This window comes from Paludifilum halophilum, assembly GCF_002245355.1.
In the GTDB taxonomy this organism is placed as follows: Bacteria; Bacillota; Bacilli; order Thermoactinomycetales; family DSM-45169; genus Paludifilum; species Paludifilum halophilum.
This window is the reverse complement of sequence record NZ_NOWF01000002.1, coordinates 421,474-446,502: the sequence shown is the minus strand read 5'-3', so window position 1 is coordinate 446,502 and position 25,029 is coordinate 421,474. Positions and strand designations below refer to the sequence as shown.

The following is a 25,029-nucleotide window of genomic DNA, read 5'->3' as shown; positions in this document are numbered from 1 at the left end:
AAATTTGATCCGTTGACCACCTTGACGGAGGAATAGACAGAATATATGATAAGAATCGGAATCACCGGACAGTCTCGTTCGGTGTTCCATGACTGGATGCGTCGGAATGGATCCATGTGGATCATATGAGCGGGAGTGGATCGAATGTTTCGATCGACTCACCCATCATCGATTTCCTGACGGACGTTTAAACTTTGTTGAACGGAGTATTAGACGCCGTAGAAATGAAAGGGTTTCCTTTCGTTTCTACGGCTTTTTTATTGGGTCAAGGGGGGATGTCCGACGCTTTAAATAACGAGGTTCGAAAAGGAAGAAAAGGTTGACCGAAAAGAAAGGACGGGATCTGATACAGAACGTTGGCGGAGGTGATGGAGTGAGCGCACGTTTGGCGTTTGACATCCGGATCAACGGAGGTCGGATTCGGGCCCGAGAGGGCGATACGGTATTGCAGAGGATTCTGGAAGTACAGGAATTTCCTCATGTCTGCTACCATCCCGCTCTCGGCCCCATCGAAACTTGTGACACTTGTATCGCGGAAGTAAACGGGCGGCTGGTTAGGGCTTGCTCGACCGAGGTGAAACCGGGAATGGATATCCGCACCCATTCATCGGCCGGGCGGGCGGCCCGCAAAGAGGGCATGGACCGGTTGCTTCAAAATCACGAACTTTATTGTACCGTTTGTGACAACAACAACGGCAACTGCACGATCCACAACACCGCAATGATGATGCGGGTGGAGGAACAAAAGTATCCCTTTTCCGCCAAGCCCTACGAAAAGGACGATACGAATCCGTTTTATCGTTATGATCCCGATCAATGCATCTTATGCGGCCGTTGTGTCGAGGCCTGCCAAAATCTTCAGGTTAGTGAAGTGTTGTCCATCGACTGGGAACGGGATCATCCCCGGGTCATCTGGGACAATGATGTGCCCATCAATGAATCGTCCTGTGTTTCCTGCGGTCATTGTGTAACGGTTTGCCCGTGCAACGCGCTGATGGAAAAGCCGATGCTGGGGGAAGCCGGTTTCTTGACCGGCATCCAGCCGGATACCTTGAATTCCATGATCGATTTAACCAAGGAAGTGGAACCGGGGTACGGATCCATTTTTGCCGTTTCTGAACTGGAGGCACAAATGCGCGAATCCCGGGTCCGGAAAACGAAAACGGTGTGCACATATTGCGGTGTCGGGTGCAGTTTTGATATCTGGACGAAGGACCGCAAGATCCTGAAGGTGGAGCCGCAGATGGAGGCCCCTGCCAATCAAATATCCACGTGTGTGAAGGGGAAGTTCGGTTGGGATTTTGTCAATAGCTCCGAGCGTTTGGTCAAACCCCTGATCCGCAAAGGAGATGCCTTCTATCCGGTGGAGTGGGGGGAGGCTCTCGACTACGTGGCAGAACGCCTCTCCGATATCCGCGGCGAGTACGGACCGGATGCTATCGGTTATATCTCTTCGTCCAAGTGTACCAATGAGGAAAACTACTTAATGCAAAAGTTCGCCCGGAGTGTCATGGGTACCAATAACATCGACAACTGTTCCCGGTACTGCCAATCCCCGGCGACATACGCCCTGCGCCAAACGATGGGATATGGGGGGGACAGCGGATCGATCGAGGATATCGCGGCTGCGGACTTGGTCTTCATTATCGGGGCCAACCCGGCGGAGTCTCATCCGGTCTTGTCGACCCGGATCCGGCAGGCGCATAAAAGAGACGATCAGAAGCTGATCGTCGCCGACCTGCGCAAAAACGACATGGCTGAGCGTGCGGACCAGTGGTTGCAGCCGAAGCCGGGTACGGACCTGGTCTGGATCGCGGCCGTGACGAAGGTGCTGATTGACCGGGGATGGTACGATTCAACCTTTGTCGCCGAACGGGTCCGTCATTTTGAAGAATACCGCGCTTCTTTACAACGCTACACCCTGGACTACGCCGAGGAAGTGACGGGCATTTCAAAGGAACAACTGATTCGGGTGGCGGAAATGATTCGCGATGCGAACCGGATGTGTCTGCTGTGGGCGATGGGGGTCACCCAGCACATGGGCGGCAGTGATACAAGTACGGCGATCTGCAACCTTTCTCTGATCACGGGTCAAGTAGGTCGTCTGGGAACCGGCGTCTATCCCTTGCGGGGACACAACAATGTCCAAGGGGCTGGGGATTTCGGTTGCGCACCGGATGTGTTACCGGGTTATGCGAGCGTTTTTGACGAAAAGGTCCGAGCGGAGTATGAACAGGCCTGGAACGTGAAACTGCCCGACCGTCGGGGGCTGGATAACCATCAGATGGTGGAGAGGATTCATGAAGGCAGGCTGAAGGCGATGTACCTTAAAGGGGAAGAGATCGCCCTGGTTGACTCCAACGCTAATCACGTCGGCAAAGCGCTTGAAAAGCTGGACTTTTTCGTTGTTCAGGATGTTTTCTTCAGTAAAACGGCGCAGTATGCCGATGTGGTTTTGCCGGCCTGTCCCAGCCTGGAGAAGGAAGGCACTTTTACCAACACTGAACGACGGGTTCAGCGGTTGTACAAGGTACTGGAACCGTTGGGGGAGTCGAAGCCGGATTGGCAAATCCTCATGGGACTCGCCAATCGCTTGGGAGCGGATTGGAATTATCAACATCCCGGTGAGATCCTGGCTGAAGCGGTCTCCCTGACAGAGTTGATGGCCGGGATCACTTACAGTCGACTGGAAGGATACGATAGTCTTCAGTGGCCGGTATCCGATGACGGCGTTGATACACCGCTTTTGTATGCGGACCGGTTTGCCTTTGATGACGGCAAGGCCCGTTTGGTTCCCGTCGACTGGACACCGCCGCTTCAACTGCCGGAAGAATACGATTTACATTTGAACAACGGCCGGATGCTGGAACATTTTCACGAAGGAAACCTGACTTATCGCGTAAAAGGGCTCCGGGAGAAAGTTCCGGACACTTATGTCGAAGTATCCGGATCGTTGGCCGAGGAACGCGGGATTCGGACCGGGAGCCGGGTGCGCCTGGTCTCTCCCTACGGAGCGGTCAACGTTTCAGTGGTTGTGACGGATGATGTCAAGGGTAAGGAATTGTACATGCCGATGAATACCTCCAAGGCGGAGGAGGCTGTCAACTTTTTGACAAGCAGTCATCACGATCAGCATACCCACACACCGGCGTATAAAGAGATCGCTGTGCGGATGGAAGTGCTGGATGTACAGGGAACCTCGCCGATCAAGCGGGGCAACTACCGCCTCGGGCAACCCAATCCCCAGCCCGGTGTCCGCGTGGAACGGAAGTGGGCGCGTGACGATTATACACCGATCGTGTCCGCCGAGGGCGAGAAAGACATGGACTAAGGTGTGTCCGGTCAATCGCCGAAAGTAGCTGGGCGCCGATTTCCGGCGTAGCGACCTTTGCACTCAGGGGAGCACAAGTCTCGTCTCGGTCGCTTCTGCACCCAGTTTGTCGTTCATGATCAGACAGGCCTAGCGTGTGTCTGGCGATCGGCGTTTGAAGAGGAGGAGGGACGATGGCCAAAGCCACGAGGAAGATGGTCAGCATTCAGCCGGATGAAGAGCAGATTCGCCGCCGACAGATCGACAAACTATTGTGTGTTCTGGCGGATCATCAAGGCAGTGTGAAAGAAGCTGTCATACTTTTGAATCAGCTGCATCGACACGGTTTGTTGGAAATGGCCAACGCTGTATTGGAGCAAGGAGAAAATTTGCTTGAAGTGATGCTCCGGCAGGCCCGCCAACCGGGGGCCACTGACGGGATTAAGAGTGCGATCGCCTTCGGACAAATCTTGACTCGTCTGGATGAGCAGATGATCACCCGGCTTGGTGAGGGAGTTTATTACGGGCTGAATAAGATGGAGACGGAGCAAGGTCTCCGGGTGAACGGGGTGTGGGATTTGTTGCGGGCCTTGCGCGATCCGGAAGTGGCCCGCGGTTTATCCGCCCTGCTGGCATTGCTCCAAGGTCTGGGCCAAAGTTTGTCCGAAGGGAAAAAAGTATAACCTTTAAAATCAATATTGACATACGATTCGTCACCCTTTATCATGATTATCACATTAAACTGAATACTGCGAATGACCGTTGTGGGAGAGATCGAACAAAGGATTCGGCGCCGAAGGAGCAAATCCCAAAAAACCTTGGGACAAATCTCTCAGGCAACCCGTACCACAATGGGACGCACCTCTGGAAAGAGCCGCAGGCCACCCAAGGGGAACACTTCCGTATTCACGGGGGGAGTTAAACTCTCAGGTAAAAAGACAGAGGAAAGGTCGGTGTTATACCACCTTTCTTCTGTCTTTTTTGTGTCGATGAGGATGGCAAAATGAATGGAGGGGTTGTTATGAGCTTGATGGAAAATGACCGCGAACTGTTTGATGCGATCGAAGGGGAGAAGAAGAGGCAACATCAAACCCTGGAATTAATTGCTTCAGAAAATTTTGTCAGCCGGGATGTGCTAGAGGCGATGGGATCGGAGCTGACCAACAAGTATGCCGAAGGATATCCCGGCAAGCGATATTACGGGGGCTGTCAATTTGTCGACGAGGCGGAAAACTTGGCCATTGAACGGGTGAAGAAGCTGTTTGGCGCACAGTTTGCCAATGTTCAGCCTCACTCCGGCGCCCAGGCGAATACCGCGGTCTATTTTTCGCTCCTGCAACCGGGGGATACAATCATGGGCATGAATCTGTCCCACGGCGGTCATCTGACTCATGGGAGCCCCGTCAGTATTTCCGGGAAATGGTTTAAAGTGGTTGATTACGGGGTCAGGGAGGATACGCACCGGATCGACTACGACGAAGTGGAAGCGATCGCTCAAAAGGAGCGTCCCAAGCTGATCGTCGCCGGTGCGAGCGCCTATCCCCGGGCCATCGATTTTGCCCGATTTAAAGAGATCGCCGATCGGGTGGGTGCCCGTCTTCTGGTGGATATGGCTCACATCGCCGGTCTGGTGGCGGCGGATGTCCATCCTTCCCCTATTCCCCACGCGGACATCGTGACGAGTACGACACATAAAACGCTGAGAGGGCCCAGGGGAGGCATCATCCTCACTAATGACGAGGAGCTGGCTAAAAAATGCAACAAGGCGATTTTCCCCGGGATCCAGGGAGGTCCGCTGATGCACATCATCGCCGCTAAAGCGGTTTCCTTCAAAGAGGCTCTTTCCCCCGCCTTCCGGGAGTACGCTTCTCAAGTAGTTGAAAACGCTTCCTGTCTGGCGGAAACCCTGAAGCGGGCGGGGGCGTTCCTTGTCTCCGGGGGAACGGATAATCACTTATTGCTCGTCGATGTTCGCCCTTGGAACTTGACAGGGAAAGAAGCGGAACAGTTCCTGGATCAGGCGGGAATCACGGTGAACAAAAACACGATCCCCTATGATCCGGCCAGTCCCTTTGTCACCAGTGGCATCCGGATCGGAACCGCCGCCGCAACGACGCGGGGGATGCGGCGGGCCGAGATGGAGATCGTGGGCCGATCCATCGCCGATGTTTTAAAAAGCAAGGGTGACCCCGATGTCGTACGAGGGGTGAGGCAGAGAATCGGGGAATTGTGTGGAGGCTTTTCTCTCCACCGGAATGCTTTGGTGAAATAAAAGGAGGCTCGGACTCCATGGCGTTTGAAAGCTGTTTCGATATTATCGGCCCGATTATGGTTGGACCCTCCAGCTCCCATACAGCGGGAGTCGTTTCCATCGGAAAATTTGCTCATGATTATATGGGCGGACCGCCGGAAAAGGTGGAGATCGTCTTTTATGATTCCTTCGCGGAGACGTATCGAGGGCACGGGACGGATCAAGCGATCGTGGGCGGACTGTTGGGAATGGGTGCGGACGACACCCGAATCCGGTATGCATTGGAAGAGGCCCATCGGCGGAAAGTAAAGATCCGCTTCCGCCTGGAAGAATCCTGTCCGTTCTACGATCACCCCAATACGGTTCTGGTTTGGGCTGAACGGGGGGGAGAGATTTTTACCGTCGGCGGGGTTTCCCTGGGCGGCGGGCTTTCCCGGATATTCATGCTCGACGGTTCCACGGTTGATCTGTTGTACGGTACCGTCGATGCGTGGAGTCTGCGAAACAATCGTCGGAAGCCGTTAAATCCCGCACCTGCAAGGAGTTGATCCCGATGAAAATCCGATCGATGGAAGAGTTATTGCAACGTTGCGAAGAGAGGGGAAAGAGCATTGGCGAAGTGATGCTGGAGTTTGAAGTGAACAAGTCCGACCGAAACCGGGAAGAAGTGCTCGGAAGGATGAAGGAGCGTTTGGTGAAGATGAAGGAGGCCGTTGATCACGGTACGGTCGATCGATCGGCGGCACCCAGTGATATCTCCGGAGGCGATGCCTGCCGTTTAGGGCAGTACAGGAAAGAAAGCCGTCCTTTGAGCGGTGATTTTATCGCCGATGCGATGCGTTTGGCCTTCGCCACTTCGGAACACAACGCCCGGATGGGGGTGATTGTAGCCACCCCCACCGCCGGTTCGGCGGGGGTTCTTCCCGGATGTTTGTTTTCCCTTCACGACAATGCCGGTTACAGCTTCGAAAAACTGGTAATGGGGCTGATGACGGCCAGCGCTGTCGGCTATATTGTCGCTAACCGCTCCTTTGTCTCCGGGGCCGCCGGCGGATGTCAGGCGGAAGTGGGGTCTGCCGTTTCCATGGCCGCCGCCGCTATCGTGGAACTGAGGGGAGGAACACCGGTTCAAGCGGTTCATGCCGCCGCTATTTCCTTGAAATCGATGCTGGGGCTGGTCTGCGACCCGGTGGCCGGTCTGGTGGAAGTCCCCTGCATCAAGCGCAACGCGATCGGGACAGCCATCGCTTTTTCCTCAGCGGATATCGCCATGGCTGGTGTGGAAAGTCGGATCCCCTGCGATGAAGTGATTGACGCCATGTACGACATCGGCAAAAACATGCCCCGAACCCTGCGGGAAACCGCCCTCGGCGGGTTGGCGGTCACTCCGACGGGGCAAAACGTGAAAGACCGGTTGTTTAACAACAGGGAACAACAAACCTGCTCCAGCGGTTCATCCAATCGCCGGGAAGTGGAGACATGAACCCGACGGATCAGAGGCGGAAACGACTTCTCTTTATCCCGTCCGCCGGGACTGTGGAAAACAAGGGATTTGAGGAAATAAGGAGGAGCGAAATATGAGTCGGATCGTCGCCGATTTCTATTACAGCAAGGATCATGAGTGGGTACAGGTTGTGGAAGATGGCAGGGTTCGGGTGGGAATCAGCGACTTTGCCCAGGAACAGCTGGGAGAGATCGTCTTTGTAGAACTGCCGGAATCCGATTCCGCTGTCGAAGCCGATGAAAGCGTCGGCAGTATTGAATCCGTCAAAGCGGTATCCGACTTATATTCTCCTGTGTCCGGAACCGTTCTTCAGGTGAACGAGTCGCTGGAAGATTTACCGGAGATTGTCAATGAGAGTCCGTTTGATGAAGGTTGGTTGATGGAAGTGCAGCTAAAGGATCCGGGGCAATTGGAGGCGCTTTTGAACGCCGATCAATACCGGAAACTCATCGAGGGAGAAGAGGGATGAACAACCAGTATCTTCCCGCCATTGAACAGAATTAGTCGGAAATGTGCCGGTTCCTGGGCATTTCCGATCTCGACGAACTTTTTGCAGACATTCCCGAAAAGATCCGGTTGAAGCGCCGGTTTGGGCCTTCCGGAGGCTTTTCTGAAATGTTATGGGCTGAATGGGGAATAAACAAGACCCCTTGACGAATGAAAATTAGAATAATAAAATAAGAAATAACAAATCGAATCTTTGATCATCCGTAATTTATGGAGAGCAGGGAGGCTGTTCAAGATGAAAAGCCTCGATGTTGTTCCCGGAGGAAGTGTTTTCAAGAAAGAATTGGCTCAGCTGAACAATCAGATTTCCCAGGAAATGTACCGGATCGGAGTCAAAAAGCAAAAGATCGAAATCCTCGGGGATAAGATCATTATCTTTACGGAACAAAAGCGAATTCAGGCCTTGACGGTCTTAGGCGAAAAATATTCGGAGCTGACTTTCAACGTGGATGCGGCTCTGGTCAGGGAATTTAAAATCCGCTTGAAGGATCGCCTGGAGGAAAAATTCGGATTGAAGGTCCGGACGATTTTAAAGGACTATGATCCCCTGTCGGAAGCGGCCTGTATCGTCATTTATCTGGATCATCCCTTTGAGCAAAAACAACATATCGAATAGATGTCGGGGATCGGTCGAAAAGGTCGGCCGATCCGCCAACAGTGCGGATGTTTAAACTCTGTTTTACGGAGTGCTTAACGCCGTAGAAGTAGAAGAGTGAATCTTCTATTTCTACGGCTTTTTGTTTGGAGTGAGAGAGTGGAAACGATACCAAAAAAGCTGGGGAGGAAGCCGGATGAAGAAGCTCAACACTTGGAAGGTCGGGTTTCTGGGTTTTCAGCACGTACTGGCGATGTATGCCGGCGCTGTTATTGTCCCGCTTATTGTCGGACCTGCACTCCATATGAACGCCGCCGAAGTGTCCTACCTGATCGCCTTCGACTTGGTTACTTCCGGTGTCGCATCGTTGATTCAGGTGGTGGGGGGCCGCCATTTCGGTGTCAGATTGCCGGTGATCCTAGGTTGTACCTATACAGCGGTACCCCCAATTATCGCCATCGGAAAAATGCAGGGGATCGAAGCCGTCTTTGGAGCGGTGATTGCGTCAGGGGTTGCGGTGATGATCATCTCTCAATTCTTCAGTAAGGTCCTGAAGTGGTTTCCCCCCGTTGTAACGGGATCCGTGATCGTGATTATCGGGGTTGCCCTGATCCCGGTGGCGATGAAAAATGCCGCCGGTGGAGAAGGTTCCCCCACATTCGGCCACATCGAAAACTTGTTTTTGGCAGTGGTCACGATTCTTTCCGTGGTTCTGATCAATCGCTTTTTCAAAGGGTATGTTCAAGCGATTTCTGTCTTGATCTCCTTGGTGATCGGCACCATTATCGCCTTTTTCCTCGGGATGGTCGACCTCCGACCGGTGATGGATGCCGGTTGGGTCCGGCTGATTCAGCCGATGTACTTCGGGGTCCCCGAATTCCATTTGTCCGCCATTTTGACAATGACGCTGGTGGCCTTGGTCAGCATGGTCGAATCGATGGGTGTCTTTTTGGCTCTCGGCGAAGTTTGTGACCAAAAAATGCGCCCGGATCGTTTGAAAAAAGGCTTGCGGGCCGAGGGGATGGCCGCTGTGATCAGCGGATTTTTCAGCTCCTTTCCCCATACCAGTTTTTCGCAGAACGTGGGGCTGGTCGCTCTCAGCAAAGTCACTAAGCGCAGTGTCGTCGTCGCTTCCGGCCTGATCCTGATTTTATTGGGCTTTTTGCCGAAGGTGGCCGCCCTCACCATGATAATTCCAACCGCCGTCCTCGGCGGGGCGATGATCCCCATGTTCGGGATGGTCATTTCCTCCGGAATCCGCATGTTGGAGAAAGTAGACTTTCACCGAAACGAAAACTTGTTGATTGTGGCCTGTTCCGTGGGAGTCGGGCTGGGAGCGGCGGTGGTTCCCGATATTTTCAGTCAAGTGCCCCAGTCAGTGAAGCTTCTGGTGGAAAACGGAATCGTTGTCGGGAGCTTTACCGCCTTTGCGATGAACCTGCTGCTCAACCGCCGGCAGGATTCACCGTCGGAGGGGCGGGGTTCGAATCGCGTCTCTTTTCAAGAAGATTCATCCGTTGAGGCCACTTTGTAACCGGGTTACAAAGTGCTCAAATAAATCATCTTTATTTCCTTAAGGAGTGGATTTTTCATGAACCTTTTATTGAAAAACGCCAATATTCCGCAAGGAGATCGCCAGGTAAAAGCCGATATTCTCGTCCGTGACGGTAAGATCACGGGGGTGACCAGCGACGCTGACGGATTCGCGGCGGATCGGGTGATCGATGTCGACGGAAAACTGGTTGTCCCGGGATGTATCGATCCCCACACTCATTTCATGGATCCCGGATTCACCCACCGGGAAACCTTCACCACCGGTAGCCGGTCGGCGGCGGCCGGGGGTCTCACCTGTCACGTGGATATGCCTTGTTGCAGTAAGCCCTCGGTGCGAAGCAAAGGGGAGCTTCATCAGAAGTTGAATCCTTTGAAGGATCAAGCTTATATCGATTTCGCTTTCTGGGGCGGCATGACCGGAGAAGACGTCCGGGAGGGCAAGCTGGACAACGTTTGGGGGCAGGTGGAAGAAGGGGTAACCGCCTTTAAAGTGTATATGACCCCATCGGTTCCCACTTTTCCCAAAGTGACCGACGCCGAGATGTTGGAGATCTTCTACAAAATCGCCGAGACAGGGCTTCCGGTAGGCATTCACGCCGAAAACTTCGACATCTGCAGCTTCTACACGGAAAAGCTGAAAAACATGGGCCGCACCGATGCTCCGGCTTGGGCGGAAGCGCGGATGGCTCTGGCGGAAAAAACGGCGATCCAGTTGATTATCGCCTTTTCCGAGGAGACCGGAGCCCGGGTGCATATCGTCCACATGAGCACCAAAGAGGGAGCGGAGCTGGTGCGCGACGCCAAGAGACGCGGAGTTAAGATCACGGCTGAGGCCTGTCCCCATTATTTGACTCTGAATGCGGAGGAGCACATGACCCGATTCGGGACGCTGGCCAAGATCGCTCCGCCTTTGCGCGGAACCGAAGACAATGAAGTGCACTGGCAAGCGCTGGCTGACGGTACCATCGATTTCGTCGGCACCGATCATGCCCCTTACGAGATCGCGACGGAAAAAGTGGGAGAGGGTCTGGATATCTGGAACAGCTTCCCCGGCATTCCCGGTGTCGAGACGATGGTTCCGGTCATGGTCAGTGAAGGATTGAATAAAGGTCGTCTTTCCCTGTCCCGGTTTGTGGAGGTGACCAGCCGCAACGCCGCTATTCACTTCGGTCTCTATCCGAAGAAAGGATCGATGGAGCTGGGCAGTGACGCTGACTTTACGGTGATCGACCTGGAGCGGGAGTATGTGGTCGATCAGGAGAAAGTGCAGTCCATGGCCAAATACACGCCCTTCCACGGGATGAAACTGAAAGGAAAACCCGTCATGACCATCGTACGGGGAGAAGTAGTCTATGACGAGGACAACGGCGGCATCGTCGGTTGTTCCGGCTATGGCCAGTTTGTCACCCGGCAGAGCAACGCACAATTGAACCGCGTCGAGGGAGAGCTCGTTTACTAGAAGCGTTGTGAAAAAGCTCCTGTTCGGGAGGGTGGGGTTCCACACGGAGTGCCTTTGGCTCGTCAGAACAACGAAACGGAGTGTGGAACCCCACCCCGACCCACCAAGGATGTGCTAAAATCACAACGCCTCTAGAAAGCCCCAAATTTGATGGGAAGGCGGGAGAAAAAATGACAGGAAACAAACATGCTTTGGTCATTATCGATATGCTGAATGACTTCATCGGACCCAAGGCGGCGCTCCGTTGCGAGAATGGGGAGAAAATCGTTGCCAACATTCGGAAAGCGGTCGATTTCGCCTACAATCACGACATTCAGGTCGTCTATATCCAGGAGGCCCACCGAAAAAACGATGCCGACTTCCGGGTGCGCCCGGTTCACGCTATCAAGGGGACTTGGGGTTCGGACTTTATCGAGGAACTGCGCCCCGACGAATCCAAAGGGGATTACGTCGTGCAGAAGCGTCGCCACAGCGCTTTTTCCTATACGGATTTCGACCTGTTCTTGCGGGAGGAGGCGATCGATACCGTCGTCCTGACCGGCGTGTGGACCAACGTATGTGTCCGCAGTACCGCCTCTGATGCTCTTTACCACGGGTACAATATCATCTGCTTGTCTGACGGGACCGCTTCCAAGGATGACGACATGCATCGTTCCGGCCTGCGGGACATCGGTCTGTTCGGAGAAGTGATGACCGTGGATCAATATATCGAGGAAGCCAAAAAGAAATTCCCCGCCGGATCGACGGTGTGAGGGGAACCGTTCAACCCGGCCGGAGGTTCGGGGCTCCGGACCTCCGGCGTATAAAAAAGGAGCAATTTTATGCGAATCGTAGTCGGGATCACAGGAGCCAGCGGATCGATTTATGCATACACCCTGATCCGGGCACTTCAGGAACTCGGTGTAGAGACTTATGTGATCGCTACGAAGATGGGTGAAAAAGTGATGCAGTTTGAATGCGGCATCACGATGGAAGAGCTGAAGCCGTATGCCACGCTGATGGATAACCGGAACCTGTTTGCCTCGGTGGCCAGCGGCTCCTTTCTGACCGACGGTATGGTGATCGCACCCTGCTCCATGAATACGTTGGGAGCCATCGCCAACGGGGTCGGGGACACCCTGCTCAGCCGAACCGCCAGTGTAGTCATGAAAGAGCAGAGAAAGCTGGTTCTGGTCACTCGAGAGACTCCGCTCCACTTGATTCACCTGGAGAATATGACGGAGGTGGCCAAGGCCGGAGCGGTGATTATGCCGGCGGCCCCCGGGTTTTACCATCGGCCGAAGGAGATCTGGGAACTGGTGAACTTCATGGTGGCCCGCATCCTGGATGCCTTCCGGATCGATCATCAACTCTTGGCCCGATGGGGGGAGAGAGAAGTGAAATGATCACCAACATTCGAGACTTGATCGAACATTGGACGGAGACGAACGACCTGATGCGGATCCAAAAAGAGGTGGATCCCGTTTTCGAGCTCGGGGCCGTCGTTAATCACTTGAAGGGCAGGCAACCCATGATTTTCGAGAAAGTGAAAGGGTACGATGTCCCGATGGTGGCCGGATTCGGAGGGGATCGGGAACGAATGGCGGACAGTATGGGGATTCGGGCGCCGGAGATCGTTCCACGTCTGATCCAATCCATTGTCCAGCCAATCGCGACCCGATCCCGGTCCACAGGTCCGGTTCAGGAAAATGTCATCCTGGAACCGGAAGAGCTGGACGATCTGTTTCCCGTCTGTCAGTACCATGCGGAGGATTCCGGTACCTACTACGTGTCCGGAGTCCTGGTGGTGAAGGATCTCTCCGGAAAGAAGCGCTATACCTCCATCCGCCGGATGCAATACCTGGGTGGAAACCGGACCAATATCCTGATTACGTCTCCGGAACTGATGGATCAGTACCGACAGATCGAAGCCCGCGGGGAGCCGATGGAGGTGGCGGTTATGTTCGGGGTGATTCCGGCGGTGGTGCTCAGTTCCCAGGTGAGCAGTCACCTGTACCACACCGACAAGCTGGATATCGCCGGCGCTTTGGTGGGATCGCCTCTGGATGTGGTCGCCTGTCAGACGGTGGATTTGGATGTCCTGGCCGAGGCGGAAGTGGTCTTTGAAGGGAGGATGCTCCCGATTGAGCGGGAGATGGAAGGACCCTTCGGCGAACTGGGGCATTACTACGGGGGCGAGGCTCCCCAGCCTGTCGTTGAGATCTCCGCCATCACATACCGCAACCAACCCGTGTGGCAGACGATTTTCCCCTCCAGTCATGAGGAAAAGTTGCCGATGGCATTGGTTCGGGAAGCCACTCTTCTAAGTACTGTCCGTCAGGTGGTCCCCGGAGTGAAGGATGTTCACATCACCCTGCCGGCCGTCGCTCGCTGTCACGCAATCATTCAAATCGAAAAGCGGCACGAAGGAGACGGGAAACAGGCTCTCCTCGCCGCCTTTGCCAGCGACAAGGATTTGAAACATGCGGTGGTGGTCAATCAAGATGTTGATATCTGGGATCCGGCGGATGTGGAATGGGCGATCGCCACCCGGGTGCAGGCGGACCGGGATGTGTTCATCGTCTCCGGAGCCAACGGATCCCCGCTGGAGGCTTCTCACAATCTTCGCGGTTTATCCGCCAAGATGGGTCTGGATGCCACCTACCCGTTGCAAGAGGCGAAAGCCTTCCGGCGAACATCGATTCCCGGGGCTGAAAACATCGATCTGAGCCAGTATGTCTAATAAAGGAGAATCGTGATGCAAGCCATCGGATTGGTGGAAACAAGGGGTTTGGTCGCCGCCCTGGAAGCGCTGGATACCATGTGTAAAGCGGCCAATGTGCAGATGATCGAGTTAAAAAAGGTGGGTTCCGGCCTGGTCACCGTCATCGTGGAGGGAGACGTGGCGGCGGTCAACTCTGCGGTCGAAGCGGGCAAAGAAGTTTATACCCAAACCGGTGGGGAGCTCATCTCCGCCAATGTCATTCCCCACCCGCACCCCGAGTTGGCGGCGATTTTCTAGGGAGGGAGGTAAACCGCCTTGTCAGAGTTTATGAAACAGATGGTCAACGAAGTATTGAGCAAGCAACATTCGCCGAAAAGGAATCCACCTTCCCGCAAGACCCCGGCACAGGAAGAATCGAGCCCTTCATCAGCGGCTGGGCCGGTGGATATCCGTCGGCCGAATTACCAACGGGAACAGTCGAAAAAACGCCTTTCCCCACTGTACCGCGATTCCCGCAGGCCGACCTTCACGGCGGGCACAGGGGGCCGAACCCCGTCAGAGCCCCCCGAGAAAAAGGCGGATGGACAGAAGGATATGCTTTCCTCTCTACAGCGTCTTTCCCTGTTTCAAGTCAAGGGGTTGCACCGATCTTCCGCGGACGGAGACGCCGGGGAGCTGATCGGAAAATCGAGGGAAGGGGCCGAGGTTTGGTTTTATCCGCATTTGCATCCGAAACTGGCGGAATGGCTGAATGCTTCCGGCTCCCGCCGTTGTGTCGGTATCGTTTCCTCTGCGGTTCTCCGCCTCGGATCGCTTTTCATCGCGGAAGCGCTTCTGGAAGATGAACCGGACATTCAATCGGCGATCGCCTGGAGAGAATCCCGGGAAGAGCCCTTTCGATTGCGGCTGGAGGCGGAGGAACCGGATCGGCTGAAGAGGATTTTGCGGGAATTTTACCTGCGGTTGAACCGGTCCGCCCTGCGGAGAGTAAACGCTCATCTCTCACGGAGGCCCTCCGCTCTGCTTTCGGAAACTCTCCGATTGCAGGATTCCCGTTCCGCTGCCGTTCTGGAGGGAGTTTCCCGGTATGAAGCCGTCGCCTTGCTGGACCGTGTCCTGAAGGAAGAGCCGGAGTGTCCGGTCCGGTTTGCAGTGGAGGAGAAGGCACTCCTGCTTCAGGGAGAAGGGGAAGCGGTACGTTCGATGTTGACACGATTGAAACAAGAGGCGGACCGGCTCTTGTAAGCGGATAAGGGGAGGTCGCGATGAAACAGCAAGCATTGGGAATGATCGAAACAGTCGGTTACACAACGGCGGTGTCCGCCGCCGATGCCGCATTGAAAGCGGCCAACGTGACCATGGCCGGAGTGGAACGGGTGATCGGAGCGGGCGGTGCCTTGGGTGTAACCATCCACTTGAGCGGAGACGTGGCTGCGGTCACTTCCGCCGTTCAGGCGGGAAAGGAGGCGGCGGAACAGGTGGGCCGAGTGATTTCCTCCCATGTGATCCCGAGGGCGCATACGGAGGTGGATCAGAAAATCCTGACCCGTTTTCAATTGCAAGGGGAAGCCCCTTCGTCCTCTCCGCGAAAAAACGGGCGGGGGCGAGGAAAGAAGCCGGCGGTTTCGAAAAAGGAACCGTCCACTGACCGGAACGACAAGGCGGAGGAGACGGGGTCCGATCCGAAGCGTGCCAACGAACAATAATCGATACCGCGAAGGAGGAAATGAAGATGGGTGAAGCATTGGGCCTGGTGGAGACCAAAGGTTTGGTCGGAGCGGTGGAAGCGGCCGACGCCATGGTGAAGGCGGCCAACGTGGAAATCTGCGGTTATGAAAAAATCGGGTTCGGTCTGGTGACGGTGATGACCCGGGGAGACGTCGGGGCGGTCAAGGCGGCTACGGACGCCGGAGCCAACGCCGCCAGCCGGGTCGGCGAGCTGGTATCCGTCCATGTCATCCCGCGCCCTCATCAAGAAGTGGAGCGGGCCATCGTATCCAAAAGCAAAGAGTAATCGTCAACGATGATTCAGGTAAGAGAACGCTACATGGAGCGGGTTCTGCTGGAGATCCTCCATCGCAGCAGGGGGGAGAGGCTGTATCGCACCTTTCCGCAGGTGATGGTACTCCTTTCGGGATGGAGCGCCGGTCCCGATTCGACGCGTCTCATTCTTGAAACCCTGCGGGAAAAGCGAGTGGTGCCGCACTTATGGACGGATCGCCGAAGTTTTCCCGACGGGAGTCCGGAGCCCATCCGATGCATCGAAGGAGACGAGGGGGAGTGGTTGGAGGAGGCGAAAGATTCTTTCGACTTTCTCCTTCTCCCGGCGCCTTCTTATTCTCTCCTGTCCAGGGTGATCGACCTGGATGACTCCCATCCCTTCGTTGCCTTAATTCTGTGGGCGCTTTTTTCCGGAAAGCCGGTCGGGGTGCTGAACACCGCCGTCGATCCTTATCACCGCAGCTGGAAGCGGGCGGGGATGGACCGTGGCTCCCCCTTGTTGAAAAGGGAGCTTCGAAAAAAGAGGGACGCATTGCGGGGATACGGTGTCTCCCTGTTAGAACCGGATGAGGTCGGGGAATGGATTCAAACCGCGAATTCCGCCGGAAAGCGGCTGGTGACGGAGGAAGATATCCGCGCGGCCGCTTCCGAAGACGGCAAAGGTGTTTTGACCGTATCCCGTCAGGCTTTGATTACCCCGCTGGCCGCCGACCGGGCCGAGGAATACGGAGTCAGAATCGAAAAGCGATAGGAAGAAGGTACAGCGATGCACATGGGCAAGGTGATCGGAATGGCGGTGGCGACGAGAAAAGACGAGAAACTGGTGGGGAGTAAGCTCCTGATCACGCAACCTGTCCAGCTGGACGGGAGCTTGACCGGACAGCCGATTATCGCCGTGGATACCGTGGGGGCCGGCATCGGTGAACAGGTGATCTATGTGATCGGGAGCGTGGCCGCCCGGGCGGTGCAACGGGCGGACGCTCCCGTGGACGCGGCGATTGTCGGCATTATCGACAATACCGAATGTGAAACGGGAGGGAGAGACGCGGCAAATGGAAACGCAACGGATTAAAGAGGCGGTTCATTGGCGCTTGTTGATCGATACCCTGTTGGATCCCGGGTACCATGCCGATCGGGTGCTGCAGGGAGGCTATGTGATCAATGTAGTCACCCGGGAGATTTATCAGGCGGATGTGGCGGTGAAGGGGGAAAAAATCCTGATGGTGGGGGACTGCTCCGACCTGATCGGTCCCTCCACCACGGTGGACCATGTGGAAGGAAAGTTTATCAGTCCGGGGTTCATCGATTCCCATATGCATTTTGAAAGTGCGATGCTGACGGTGACCGAGTTTTCCAAACTATCCATTCCAACCGGGACAACCACACTGGTGGCAGATCCCCATGAAATCGGAAATGTCCTCGGGGTGGAGGGAATGAAAGCGATGGTTGACGAGGCGAAAACATTGCCCAATCGGGTGCTGTTCACCGTTCCTTGCCGGACGCCGGATGCTCCGGGGTTGGAAACAGCCGGTCATGACATTTCCTCCAAGGATATGCCGGAGCTGCTGAATGACCCCTGGGTGCAGGGGATTGGTGAAATCCAGGGATTCAGCAATGTCAACCCCGTTTACCGACATGCTCCGGACATCCTTGATGATCAGATCGCTTCGGTTTCCCATGCTCACCGGCAGGGCAAAACGGTGGAAGGAAATGCACCGGCTCTCTTCGGTAAGGAGTTGGCCGCCCACATCATCAGCGGGGGAACACATGTCTCTTGTCACGAAACCACCACCAAGGAAGAGATGATGGAGAAACTGCGCTACGGCGTAACCGTTTTTATGCGGGAGGGTTCCTCCCAGCGCAACATGGCTGAATGCATCCGAGCCGTCACCGAGGAGGGGATGGATTCCCGGCGGGCCGTCCTCGTCTCCGATGATATGGTACCGGAAGACCTGATGAAGGACGGACATTTGGACGACATTGTTCGGCGTACGATTGACCAGGGAGTGGATCCCGTCGAGGCGATACAGATGGCGACGATCAATCCGGCGACCCATTTCGGCTTTCGCGACGTCGGGGTGCTGGCACCCGGAAAGCGGGCGGATATCGCCGTGATCGGCGATCTGAACCGGATGAGGGTCGATCAGGTGTATCTGGGCGGGGTGAAAGCGGCGGAACAGGGGCGCCTGGTGCTGGACATTCCGAGCTACACGTACCCCGACTCGGTGAAAAACTCGGTAAAACGGAGTCCCGTCAAAAAAGAGGAGCTCCGCATTACCGCCCCCAATCACCCCCGGGTAAAGGTTCGGGCGATCGAAGTGATTCCCGATCAAAACTTAACCGAAGCCCTGGAATTCGACATGAACGCATCGGACGGTGTCGTCCAACCCTGTTTGCAACGGGATATTCTGCCCCTGACAGTGGTGGAACGGCACGGTCGGGGAGGACGTATCGGAAAGACTTTCGTCCATGGGATGGGCCTCCAACGGGGAGCGATCGCGGAGAGTGTCGCTCACGATACCCATAATATCATTGTTTGCGGCACTGATTATGAAGATATGGTGTTGGCCGTCAACCGTGTCATCTCCATGGGAGGCGGTATTGCCATGATTGCCGGCGGAAAAGTGGTCGGTGACCTGCGGCTGCCGATCGGCGGACTGATGACCGACGAGTTGACCGGCGAAGAGCTGAGCGAAGAAGTGACCCGATTGCACCGGTTGGCGGAGGAGGAATTGGGCTGTACCTTGCATGTGCCCTTTATGCATCTTTCCTTCCTCTCTCTGGTGACCAGTCCCAAATGGAAGATTACCGATGTCGGTCTGATCGAAGTGGATGATTTCAAAGTCTTGCCGACGGTTATCGACGGGAGGTGAGCCGGGATGGGTTTTCGTTTGATCGACTTGTCTCAGGAGATTTATCAGGGGATGCCGGTTTTCCCCCTGCATCAGAAGACCATGATTTTCCCTAATATTTCTCATGAAGAGAGTGAGGAGCAGATCGGGTTTCCCTTTGCGACCAACAACCTCCTTATTAATGAACACGGTCCCACCCACACCGATGCGACCTACGAGTTTGATCCCGAAGGGAAAACCATCGACGAGATGCCCCTGGATTATTTTTACGGACCGGCAATCTGTCTGGATGTCTCCCGGGTGTCCCCTGACGAGTACATCCGGCCGCGCGATTTGCAGCAGGCCCTTGATCGGGCGTCCCTCACCATCGAAAAAGGGGATATCGTTCTCTTGTATACCGGCCATTATAACCGGGCCTATGGAACGTCGGAGTGGTTAACCCGGTATACCGGACTCGACTACGAGGCGGCCAAGTGGCTGGCTGAGCGAGGGGTGGTCAATATCGGGGTGGACTCTCCCTCCGTTGACAAACCGGAAGATCCCCGGTATTCCGGACACCTCGTCTGCCGGGAGTACAGCATGAGTAACACCGAAAATCTGTGCAACCTGGACCGGGTGGCGGGCAAGCGGTTTGTTTACTTCGGATTGCCGTTGCGAATCCGGAAAGGGACGGGTTCGCCTGTGCGGGCCGTGGCTGTATTTATCGATTGAGAAGGGGGAGCCGCATTGATCAACCGTGCGATGAAGGAAGAGGTCTTGATCCCTCCCTATGAGGGGCGGAGTGTGTCGGTCAAGGAAGGGGAGGAGCTTTGCATCATCGACGTAGAGGGAAAGCAGGTGGGGGATTTTGTCTGCTTTAACCACCGCGACACCGGAGAATATGTCTCTCCGGTTCATATGAGAGCTTCTCTCAGCAGTATCCGGTTGAAGGAGGGAGACCCCCTTTACAGCAATCGTCGGCGCCCCCTGATGCAGTTGGTGCGGGACACCGTCGGCCGACATGATTTTTTCTTTCCCGCTTGTGACTATTACCGCTATCAAGTGGATTATGGTGAAGAGAATCATCCCAACTGCCACGATAATCTGATGAAAGCCCTGGAGAAATATCGAATCCGGCCCGGGCTTCTCCCTGACCCGATCAATTGGTTTATGAATAATCTTCTGGATGAGAATTGGGACTACGAGATTCGGGAGCCCCTGTCCAGACCCGGTGATTATGTCCGTCTGAAAGCACTCGAGGATGTTGTGGTCGCCGTTTCCACTTGTTCCCAGGACATGGCTCCGGTTAATGGGTTTAAGGTGACGCCGTTGAAATTGCAAATTTCGGGAGGATCGTGAAATGGCGAAACTCCCGGATCCCAAAAGCGCTGTGCATCTGTTGCAGGAGTTGATTCGGTTGGACAGCACCAATCCGCCAGGCAATGAACACCGGGTGGCCCAGTGGTTGGCGGGACATCTGGAGCGGAAGGGCTTGCCGGTGAAAGTGACTCCCGTAGAGGAAGGGAGGAGCAATTTAGAAGTCCGCATCGGGAGCGGCGGAGGGAAAAAGCTTCTCTTTTGCGGTCATATGGACACGGTTTCTCCGGGCTCGACAGATCGCTGGACCTATCCGCCCTTTTCCGGTGAAATCGCGGGCAACCGGCTGTACGGCCGGGGAGCATCCGATATGAAAAGCGGGTTGGCCGCGATGGTTCTGTCTTTGGAATCCCTGGCGAATGAGGAGGAATCACTGAAGGGAGAATGGATCTTGACGGCGACGGCGGGGGAAGAAGTGGACAGCTGTGGAGCCCGGCAATACAAGGAACTCGGTGGGATGAAGGGGGTGAACGCCCTCGTCATCGGTGAACCGACCAAAGAGAAGGTGGTGGTCGGCCACAAGGGAGCTCTGTGGTTGGAGATCACCACCTATGGAAGAACCGCTCACAGTTCGATGCCCGCCCGGGGGATCAATGCCGTCGATCATATGCTGCGGGTGGCCGAATGGTTGCAGTCCCTGGGGTTGAGTTGGGAAATGAAAGACCCCGTTCTGGGTTCGGGCAGTCTGTCCTTCACTCGGATCGACGGCGGCATTCAGACGAATGTGATCCCTGACCGCTGCCGGTTGCAGGTGGATATCCGAACGGTTCCGCCCCGGGAACACAGCGTTTTGATCCGGGAAACGGAAAAACGTTTGTCGGAAGGGGCGGAAAAGGTCGAAGGGTTCCGGTATCAGATACGGACCCTATTGGATCGGCCTTCCATCCGGACTCCCGCCGCCGACCCGTTGATTCGACTGGCCCAGGAATTGAAAGGGCCACACGAGAATCAAGTTCACGGGGTGTCTTATTATACCGATGGTTCGGTTTTGAACCCGAACAGTGAAATCCCCACCCTGATCTATGGCCCGGGAGATGAGGCTCTGGCTCACCAACCCGACGAATGGGTGGATATTGGAGCCTACTTGCGCTCCATCACTTTTTACCGGGAGCTGGTTTTGCGGTATTTGGGAAGCGACACTTCGATCCGCTGAAACAGATCAAAGCTGCTTGAAGAGGCACTCAGATCATGGGGGATGGCCGTTGATTTTTGGTGAAGGGAGTGCGACGCGATGCGAATACTAATCAAAAATGCGGAATTGATCACGATGAACCGGGGTGAGGAGATTTTTTGCGGCGATTTGCTCATCGAAAACGATCGGATTGCCAAGATCGGTCGAGGACTCAGGGAACGGGCGGACAAGGTGATCGATGGGACGGGGAAAACCGTGATCCCCGGCTTTATCCAGACTCATATCCATCTCTGCCAAACCTTATTTCGGGGGCAGGCCGACGATATGGAACTGCTCGACTGGCTCAAACAGCGGGTATTGCCCCTGGAAGGTGCCCATGACGAGGAATCCATCTACTATTCGGCGATGCTGGGGATCGGGGAACTCATCCAGAGCGGAACCACTTCCATCGTCGATATGGAGACGGTGCATCATACCGATGCGGCCTTTCAAGCCATGGCAGAGGGGGGTATCCGCGTTTTATCGGGCAAGGTGATGATGGATCATGGTGAAGATACCCCGCCTTCCCTGCGGGAGAAGACGGAGGAATCGATCCGGAAGAGCGTGGATCTTTTGGAAAAATGGCACGGCTATGACGGAGGCCGGATTCAATACGCTTTTTGTCCCCGGTTTGTCATCTCCTGCACAGAAGAACTGTTGATTGAAGTTCGGGATTTGGCGGAGCGATACGATGTACGCATTCACAGCCATGCTTCGGAAAACCGGGGGGAGATCGAGTGGGTGGAGCGGGAGCGGGGGATGCGCAATATCCTCTACCTGGATCATATCGGCTTGGCCAGTCCCCGGCTCATCCTGGCCCACTGCGTGTGGCTGAACGAGGAGGAGCACCAAGTGCTCAGAGAAAGGGGCGTAAAGGTGACCCACTGTCCCGGTTCCAACCTGAAACTGGCCTCCGGGATTGCGGAAGTCCCCGAGATGTTGGGCCGGGAGACGAGAGTCAGCCTGGGAGCCGATGGGGCCGCCTGCAACAATAACCTGGATATGTTCAACGAGATGCGCTTGGCCGCGTTGATTCAGAAACCCGCCCACGGGCCGACGGCGATGAGGGCGCGGGAAGTCTTCCGGATGGCGACGATCGGCGGCGCAAAAGCGATGGGGATGGACCGGGAGGTCGGGAGTCTGGAAGAGGGCAAAAAAGCCGATCTGGCCATTCTGGACTTGAATGACTTTCATACTTATCCCTCCAGTGAAGTGGATCCCATCTCCCGGATTGTCTATTCGGCGACTCGTGCCGATGTGGAGACGACGATCATCGATGGAAAGGTGGTGATGGAGAACCGCTTCGTATGTACGGTGGATAAGAAAAACGTACTCAAGGAAAGCAACCGATCCATCCAGCGCCTTTTAAAAAGAATTTGCGAAAAAGTGTGAAAAACGGACCTTTTTATCCATCAGGGCCGGCAAAAAAACACCCAGCGTTCCCTCAACCGGTTCACTGGGTGTTTTCTCGATCAGGAACTATTTTTTACCATTCGACTGGCCCCTTCAGGTAAGGCATAGCGAGACCGTGAGCGAAGCGAATGAGGCGAGACTTGTGCTTCCCTGAGTACAAAGGATCTACGACGATCTGCCGCCCTCCCCAACTTGGTTTTCAGAGGGGGAACTGTGTTCTTCCGTTACCCTCTCTTGTTTCATAGTGAGTGCCAACAATGCGGATGCGGCAAATAAAGAGGCTGTTACAAAGTAGACCATTCTAACCCCTAAAACATCAGAAATAAAACCCATCAGGAGAATCGAAGAGCCGAAGGTGAGATTAACGAGCGTGTTTTGAGAAGTAAATACCTTCGGTAATAAATCAGGACGGACTTTCGTTTGAAATATCGTTTTTTGTGCAATTCCGCGCAATTGGTATGCAGGGCCCATGAATAGGGTCAACAAGAGGGCGACCAAGGGGATGGTGTTGAAAGCAAAGAACAGAGTGAAAACACAAACCCCCAGTGACCCGAAAAACATACTTCGAAAGATCTGCCGGTTCACCCATTTCGAAAAGAGCCAGACAAGCATCCCTCCGATGATCGTACCGGCAAAATAGCTTGAATTGATAAATCCCCACCAAACTTCTCCCTTATTTAAAACTTCCTCTACAAATACGAGGACAATGGCTCCGGCCCAAATGCTCCTTCCGCATATTTCGATCATCTCCATCAAAGAAACCCGCCTCAATACGGGACTTTGCCAGATGGTGACCCATCCCTCCTTGATATGATCCCACTTCTTTTTCGTTTCTTTTTTCAATTGAACCGGTTTGACCGGTTCTTTAATAAACAATAAGGAAACGGTGGAGATCGTGAACATCCCGACCGTCACCCAAAGGACGTTGATTTCTCCCATAGACGCAATGAGGATTCCTCCCAGTGACCATCCGATCAGTCGAACCATCTGATCGGAGGTTGCCAACAAGCTGTTGGCTTTCACTAATTGCTGTTTTTGAACGAGTCTTGGAACCAAAGCGTTTCGGGAGGGTGTCGTGCATCCGTCCAGGATTGAAATGGTAAAAACAAATAAGAGTGAAACGATCATTAAAAGGGTTTCGGATGAAAGAGACAGGGAAATGATGATCATCGTTGCGAGTAAAATCGTTTGACTGGCTTGGGATATGATTAGGATCACCTGTAAACGATAGCGATCGATGATCAAAGGAGCTAACAATCCGCTGATCGATTGGCCGCTCACCTGTAAAACCGTAAACAGTGCGGCCAGTGTGACCGATCCCGATGACTGATAGATCAAGGTGATCAGAGACAGAATATATAGTGAATCACTAAGATTGGCAAGGGATTGTCCAATCCAAAGCAATTGAAAGGAGATATTCTTGAGCATGATGCTTCCCTCTTTCACGGGTACGAATGGTTATAGGAATCTTCCGCGATCGTGCGATCGGGGAAGAGAAGCGACCCCCGGGCCGGCTTGTGCCTTCCGGGTGCAACGGCCGCGCGGCGGCATACGATTTCCTTGATCGATAAACGGTTCATCAACGTGTCTTTCCGGCAAATAGAGTTTCAAACGGTATTTGCTTCACTCGCTCTCGGATGGGTCCATTTTGTTTTTCATGGTTTTGACTCTCTAAGGCAATGGTGACCACATAATCCGATTGGAGAGGAAAAGAGATATAGAACCAATCTCCGACTTTACATTTTCCCCAGTCAGTGGGTACGGAAAAGGATTGTGGGGAGAGGGAAAATCCTCTGCCTGTCGCTTTCATCACGGCTTCTTTTCGGGTCCACAATAAAGTGAAAGTCCTTAGTTGATCCTCTTTCCGTTTACATTGCTCGATTTGATCGATTTCAGCATCCGTAAACACCTTGGACATGACTTCCAGATGGTCATCCCATATATACTGAACATCTACTCCGATGTTCCTTTTTTTAGAACAAGACAGAACCATCATGCGGCGGGAATGAGACAAGTTAAACCCGATATTCGTCGTATGTACACCATCGATAAATAATTTTCCGAACCGATTGGCCCGAAATTGGATCTTGAAAGGGGATACGTCCAGGTAAGCGGCTAAAACCTTTTTCATGAGCACTCTTCCAGTGATGAACTCCATTTTCCTTGCGGGAATATACCTTTCATATCTCAGGGTCTCCTCCCGGGTTAACCAGTGCAGATAGTGTTCAAGTTCGTTTTTTTTTACATCGGTCGGCATCTTCACATAAAAAGTGTCTACCGGTATCAACATCTACAGCCTCCGATTCATCTTCCCGATATCCCTTCCGGCCTTTGTATCCGTCTAATTAGCTG

General features: G+C 54.4%; 25 protein-coding genes and 1 riboswitch. Of the genes, 23 read left to right on the top strand and 2 right to left on the bottom strand.

The window, feature by feature from the left end:
* Positions 1-373 precede the first annotated feature (373 nt).
* The 23 genes from fdhF to CHM34_RS04855 all read left to right on the top strand — a co-directional run bounded on the left by fdhF (position 374) and on the right by CHM34_RS04855 (position 22,656).
* Positions 374-3,331 carry a formate dehydrogenase subunit alpha gene (gene fdhF / locus CHM34_RS04970; RefSeq protein WP_094263541.1) on the top strand — a complete coding sequence of 986 codons (2,958 nt, stop codon included), beginning with the start codon at positions 374-376 and terminating at the stop codon, positions 3,329-3,331.
* A gap of 173 nt (positions 3,332-3,504) precedes the next feature.
* Positions 3,505-3,993 (top strand): helical membrane plugin domain-containing protein, encoded by a 489-nt coding sequence (locus CHM34_RS04965; RefSeq protein WP_094263466.1) that lies wholly within the window; start codon positions 3,505-3,507, stop codon positions 3,991-3,993.
* Positions 3,994-4,065: 72 nt separating this feature from the next.
* A riboswitch (glycine riboswitch) is annotated at positions 4,066-4,169 on the top strand.
* Between the two features lie 162 nt (positions 4,170-4,331).
* Positions 4,332-5,582 (top strand): serine hydroxymethyltransferase, encoded by a 1,251-nt coding sequence (glyA, locus tag CHM34_RS04960; protein ID WP_094263465.1) that lies wholly within the window; start codon positions 4,332-4,334, stop codon positions 5,580-5,582.
* Positions 5,583-5,599: 17 nt separating this feature from the next.
* Positions 5,600-6,109 (top strand): serine dehydratase beta chain, encoded by a 510-nt coding sequence (locus CHM34_RS04955; RefSeq protein ID WP_094263464.1) that lies wholly within the window; start codon positions 5,600-5,602, stop codon positions 6,107-6,109.
* 5 nt (positions 6,110-6,114) lie between these two features.
* Positions 6,115-7,044 carry an L-serine ammonia-lyase, iron-sulfur-dependent, subunit alpha gene (sdaAA, locus tag CHM34_RS04950; protein WP_094263463.1) on the top strand — a complete coding sequence of 310 codons (930 nt, stop codon included), beginning with the start codon at positions 6,115-6,117 and terminating at the stop codon, positions 7,042-7,044.
* Positions 7,045-7,138: 94 nt separating this feature from the next.
* A complete protein-coding gene (gcvH, locus tag CHM34_RS04945) occupies positions 7,139-7,534 on the top strand; it encodes a glycine cleavage system protein GcvH (RefSeq protein WP_094263462.1) in 396 nt (131 codons plus the stop codon).
* 273 nt (positions 7,535-7,807) lie between these two features.
* Positions 7,808-8,188, top strand: a complete 381-nt coding sequence (locus tag CHM34_RS04940) for a Na-translocating system protein MpsC family protein (protein ID WP_094263461.1) — start codon at positions 7,808-7,810, stop codon at positions 8,186-8,188.
* A 175-nt stretch (positions 8,189-8,363) separates the two neighbouring features.
* The gene (locus CHM34_RS04935) at positions 8,364-9,701 is read left to right on the top strand and encodes a nucleobase:cation symporter-2 family protein (protein WP_094263460.1); all 1,338 of its coding nucleotides are present in this window, start codon (positions 8,364-8,366) and stop codon (positions 9,699-9,701) included.
* Between the two features lie 57 nt (positions 9,702-9,758).
* The gene (gene allB, locus CHM34_RS04930) at positions 9,759-11,180 is read left to right on the top strand and encodes an allantoinase AllB (RefSeq protein ID WP_094263459.1); all 1,422 of its coding nucleotides are present in this window, start codon (positions 9,759-9,761) and stop codon (positions 11,178-11,180) included.
* A gap of 170 nt (positions 11,181-11,350) precedes the next feature.
* On the top strand, positions 11,351-11,932 hold the full coding sequence (locus CHM34_RS04920) for a cysteine hydrolase family protein (protein ID WP_094263457.1): 582 nt from the start codon (positions 11,351-11,353) through the stop codon (positions 11,930-11,932).
* A 69-nt stretch (positions 11,933-12,001) separates the two neighbouring features.
* Positions 12,002-12,565 carry a UbiX family flavin prenyltransferase gene (locus CHM34_RS04915; protein ID WP_094263456.1) on the top strand — a complete coding sequence of 188 codons (564 nt, stop codon included), beginning with the start codon at positions 12,002-12,004 and terminating at the stop codon, positions 12,563-12,565.
* A complete protein-coding gene (locus tag CHM34_RS04910) occupies positions 12,562-13,902 on the top strand; it encodes a UbiD family decarboxylase (protein WP_240511873.1) in 1,341 nt (446 codons plus the stop codon). Before CHM34_RS04915 ends, CHM34_RS04910 begins: the two co-directional genes overlap by 4 nt.
* A gap of 15 nt (positions 13,903-13,917) precedes the next feature.
* A complete protein-coding gene (locus CHM34_RS04905; RefSeq protein ID WP_094263454.1) occupies positions 13,918-14,181 on the top strand; it encodes a BMC domain-containing protein in 264 nt (87 codons plus the stop codon).
* A gap of 18 nt (positions 14,182-14,199) precedes the next feature.
* Positions 14,200-15,129, top strand: a complete 930-nt coding sequence (locus CHM34_RS04900) for a hypothetical protein (protein ID WP_094263453.1) — start codon at positions 14,200-14,202, stop codon at positions 15,127-15,129.
* A gap of 20 nt (positions 15,130-15,149) precedes the next feature.
* Positions 15,150-15,590 (top strand): BMC domain-containing protein, encoded by a 441-nt coding sequence (locus CHM34_RS20340; RefSeq protein ID WP_094263452.1) that lies wholly within the window; start codon positions 15,150-15,152, stop codon positions 15,588-15,590.
* Between the two features lie 20 nt (positions 15,591-15,610).
* Positions 15,611-15,898 (top strand): BMC domain-containing protein, encoded by a 288-nt coding sequence (locus CHM34_RS04890; RefSeq protein WP_439116313.1) that lies wholly within the window; start codon positions 15,611-15,613, stop codon positions 15,896-15,898.
* 9 nt (positions 15,899-15,907) lie between these two features.
* Positions 15,908-16,636, top strand: coding sequence for a hypothetical protein (locus CHM34_RS04885; RefSeq protein WP_141201632.1), 729 nt, complete (start codon positions 15,908-15,910; stop codon positions 16,634-16,636).
* A gap of 15 nt (positions 16,637-16,651) precedes the next feature.
* Positions 16,652-16,957: a EutN/CcmL family microcompartment protein gene (locus CHM34_RS04880; RefSeq protein ID WP_094263449.1), complete on the top strand. Its 306-nt coding sequence runs from the start codon at positions 16,652-16,654 to the stop codon at positions 16,955-16,957.
* Positions 16,938-18,758 carry an adenine deaminase gene (locus CHM34_RS04875; RefSeq protein WP_094263448.1) on the top strand — a complete coding sequence of 607 codons (1,821 nt, stop codon included), beginning with the start codon at positions 16,938-16,940 and terminating at the stop codon, positions 18,756-18,758. The genes CHM34_RS04880 and CHM34_RS04875 overlap by 20 nt, the downstream gene beginning before the upstream one ends.
* 6 nt (positions 18,759-18,764) lie before the next feature.
* Positions 18,765-19,448, top strand: a complete 684-nt coding sequence (locus CHM34_RS04870) for a cyclase family protein (RefSeq protein ID WP_094263447.1) — start codon at positions 18,765-18,767, stop codon at positions 19,446-19,448.
* 15 nt (positions 19,449-19,463) lie between these two features.
* Positions 19,464-20,075, top strand: a complete 612-nt coding sequence (locus CHM34_RS04865; protein WP_240511872.1) for a DUF1989 domain-containing protein — start codon at positions 19,464-19,466, stop codon at positions 20,073-20,075.
* A gap of 1 nt (position 20,076) precedes the next feature.
* The gene (locus CHM34_RS04860; RefSeq protein WP_094263446.1) at positions 20,077-21,246 is read left to right on the top strand and encodes a M20 family metallopeptidase; all 1,170 of its coding nucleotides are present in this window, start codon (positions 20,077-20,079) and stop codon (positions 21,244-21,246) included.
* Positions 21,247-21,324: 78 nt separating this feature from the next.
* The gene (locus CHM34_RS04855) at positions 21,325-22,656 is read left to right on the top strand and encodes a 5'-deoxyadenosine deaminase (RefSeq protein ID WP_094263445.1); all 1,332 of its coding nucleotides are present in this window, start codon (positions 21,325-21,327) and stop codon (positions 22,654-22,656) included.
* Between the two features lie 186 nt (positions 22,657-22,842).
* On the opposite strand, the gene CHM34_RS04850 is transcribed toward CHM34_RS04855, so the two are convergent.
* Positions 22,843-24,105 (bottom strand): MFS transporter, encoded by a 1,263-nt coding sequence (locus CHM34_RS04850; protein WP_094263444.1) that lies wholly within the window; start codon positions 24,103-24,105, stop codon positions 22,843-22,845.
* Positions 24,106-24,256: 151 nt separating this feature from the next.
* Positions 24,257-24,967 carry a 4'-phosphopantetheinyl transferase family protein gene (locus CHM34_RS04845; RefSeq protein WP_094263443.1) on the bottom strand — a complete coding sequence of 237 codons (711 nt, stop codon included), beginning with the start codon at positions 24,965-24,967 and terminating at the stop codon, positions 24,257-24,259.
* Positions 24,968-25,029 lie beyond the last annotated feature (62 nt).

Excerpts from the sequence above, each read along its gene's own strand:
- CHM34_RS04965 (WP_094263466.1), top strand. The coding sequence starts at position 3,505 with ATGGCCAAAGCCACGAGGAAGATGGTCAGCATTCAGCCGGATGAAGAG.
- glyA (WP_094263465.1), top strand. The coding sequence starts at position 4,332 with ATGAGCTTGATGGAAAATGACCGCGAACTGTTTGATGCGATCGAAGGG.
- CHM34_RS04955 (WP_094263464.1), top strand. The coding sequence starts at position 5,600 with ATGGCGTTTGAAAGCTGTTTCGATATTATCGGCCCGATTATGGTTGGA.
- sdaAA (WP_094263463.1), top strand. The coding sequence starts at position 6,115 with ATGAAAATCCGATCGATGGAAGAGTTATTGCAACGTTGCGAAGAGAGG.
- gcvH (WP_094263462.1), top strand. The coding sequence starts at position 7,139 with ATGAGTCGGATCGTCGCCGATTTCTATTACAGCAAGGATCATGAGTGG.
- CHM34_RS04940 (WP_094263461.1), top strand. The coding sequence starts at position 7,808 with ATGAAAAGCCTCGATGTTGTTCCCGGAGGAAGTGTTTTCAAGAAAGAA.
- CHM34_RS04935 (WP_094263460.1), top strand. The coding sequence starts at position 8,364 with ATGAAGAAGCTCAACACTTGGAAGGTCGGGTTTCTGGGTTTTCAGCAC.
- allB (WP_094263459.1), top strand. The coding sequence starts at position 9,759 with ATGAACCTTTTATTGAAAAACGCCAATATTCCGCAAGGAGATCGCCAG.
- CHM34_RS04920 (WP_094263457.1), top strand. The coding sequence starts at position 11,351 with ATGACAGGAAACAAACATGCTTTGGTCATTATCGATATGCTGAATGAC.
- CHM34_RS04915 (WP_094263456.1), top strand. The coding sequence starts at position 12,002 with ATGCGAATCGTAGTCGGGATCACAGGAGCCAGCGGATCGATTTATGCA.
- CHM34_RS04910 (WP_240511873.1), top strand. The coding sequence starts at position 12,562 with ATGATCACCAACATTCGAGACTTGATCGAACATTGGACGGAGACGAAC.
- CHM34_RS04905 (WP_094263454.1), top strand. The coding sequence starts at position 13,918 with ATGCAAGCCATCGGATTGGTGGAAACAAGGGGTTTGGTCGCCGCCCTG.
- CHM34_RS20340 (WP_094263452.1), top strand. The coding sequence starts at position 15,150 with ATGAAACAGCAAGCATTGGGAATGATCGAAACAGTCGGTTACACAACG.
- CHM34_RS04890 (WP_439116313.1), top strand. The coding sequence starts at position 15,611 with ATGAAGATGGGTGAAGCATTGGGCCTGGTGGAGACCAAAGGTTTGGTC.
- CHM34_RS04885 (WP_141201632.1), top strand. The coding sequence starts at position 15,908 with ATGATTCAGGTAAGAGAACGCTACATGGAGCGGGTTCTGCTGGAGATC.
- CHM34_RS04880 (WP_094263449.1), top strand. The coding sequence starts at position 16,652 with ATGCACATGGGCAAGGTGATCGGAATGGCGGTGGCGACGAGAAAAGAC.
- CHM34_RS04875 (WP_094263448.1), top strand. The coding sequence starts at position 16,938 with ATGGAAACGCAACGGATTAAAGAGGCGGTTCATTGGCGCTTGTTGATC.
- CHM34_RS04870 (WP_094263447.1), top strand. The coding sequence starts at position 18,765 with ATGGGTTTTCGTTTGATCGACTTGTCTCAGGAGATTTATCAGGGGATG.
- CHM34_RS04860 (WP_094263446.1), top strand. The coding sequence starts at position 20,077 with ATGGCGAAACTCCCGGATCCCAAAAGCGCTGTGCATCTGTTGCAGGAG.
- CHM34_RS04855 (WP_094263445.1), top strand. The coding sequence starts at position 21,325 with ATGCGAATACTAATCAAAAATGCGGAATTGATCACGATGAACCGGGGT.
- CHM34_RS04850 (WP_094263444.1), bottom strand. The coding sequence starts at position 24,105 with ATGCTCAAGAATATCTCCTTTCAATTGCTTTGGATTGGACAATCCCTT.
- CHM34_RS04845 (WP_094263443.1), bottom strand. The coding sequence starts at position 24,967 with ATGTTGATACCGGTAGACACTTTTTATGTGAAGATGCCGACCGATGTA.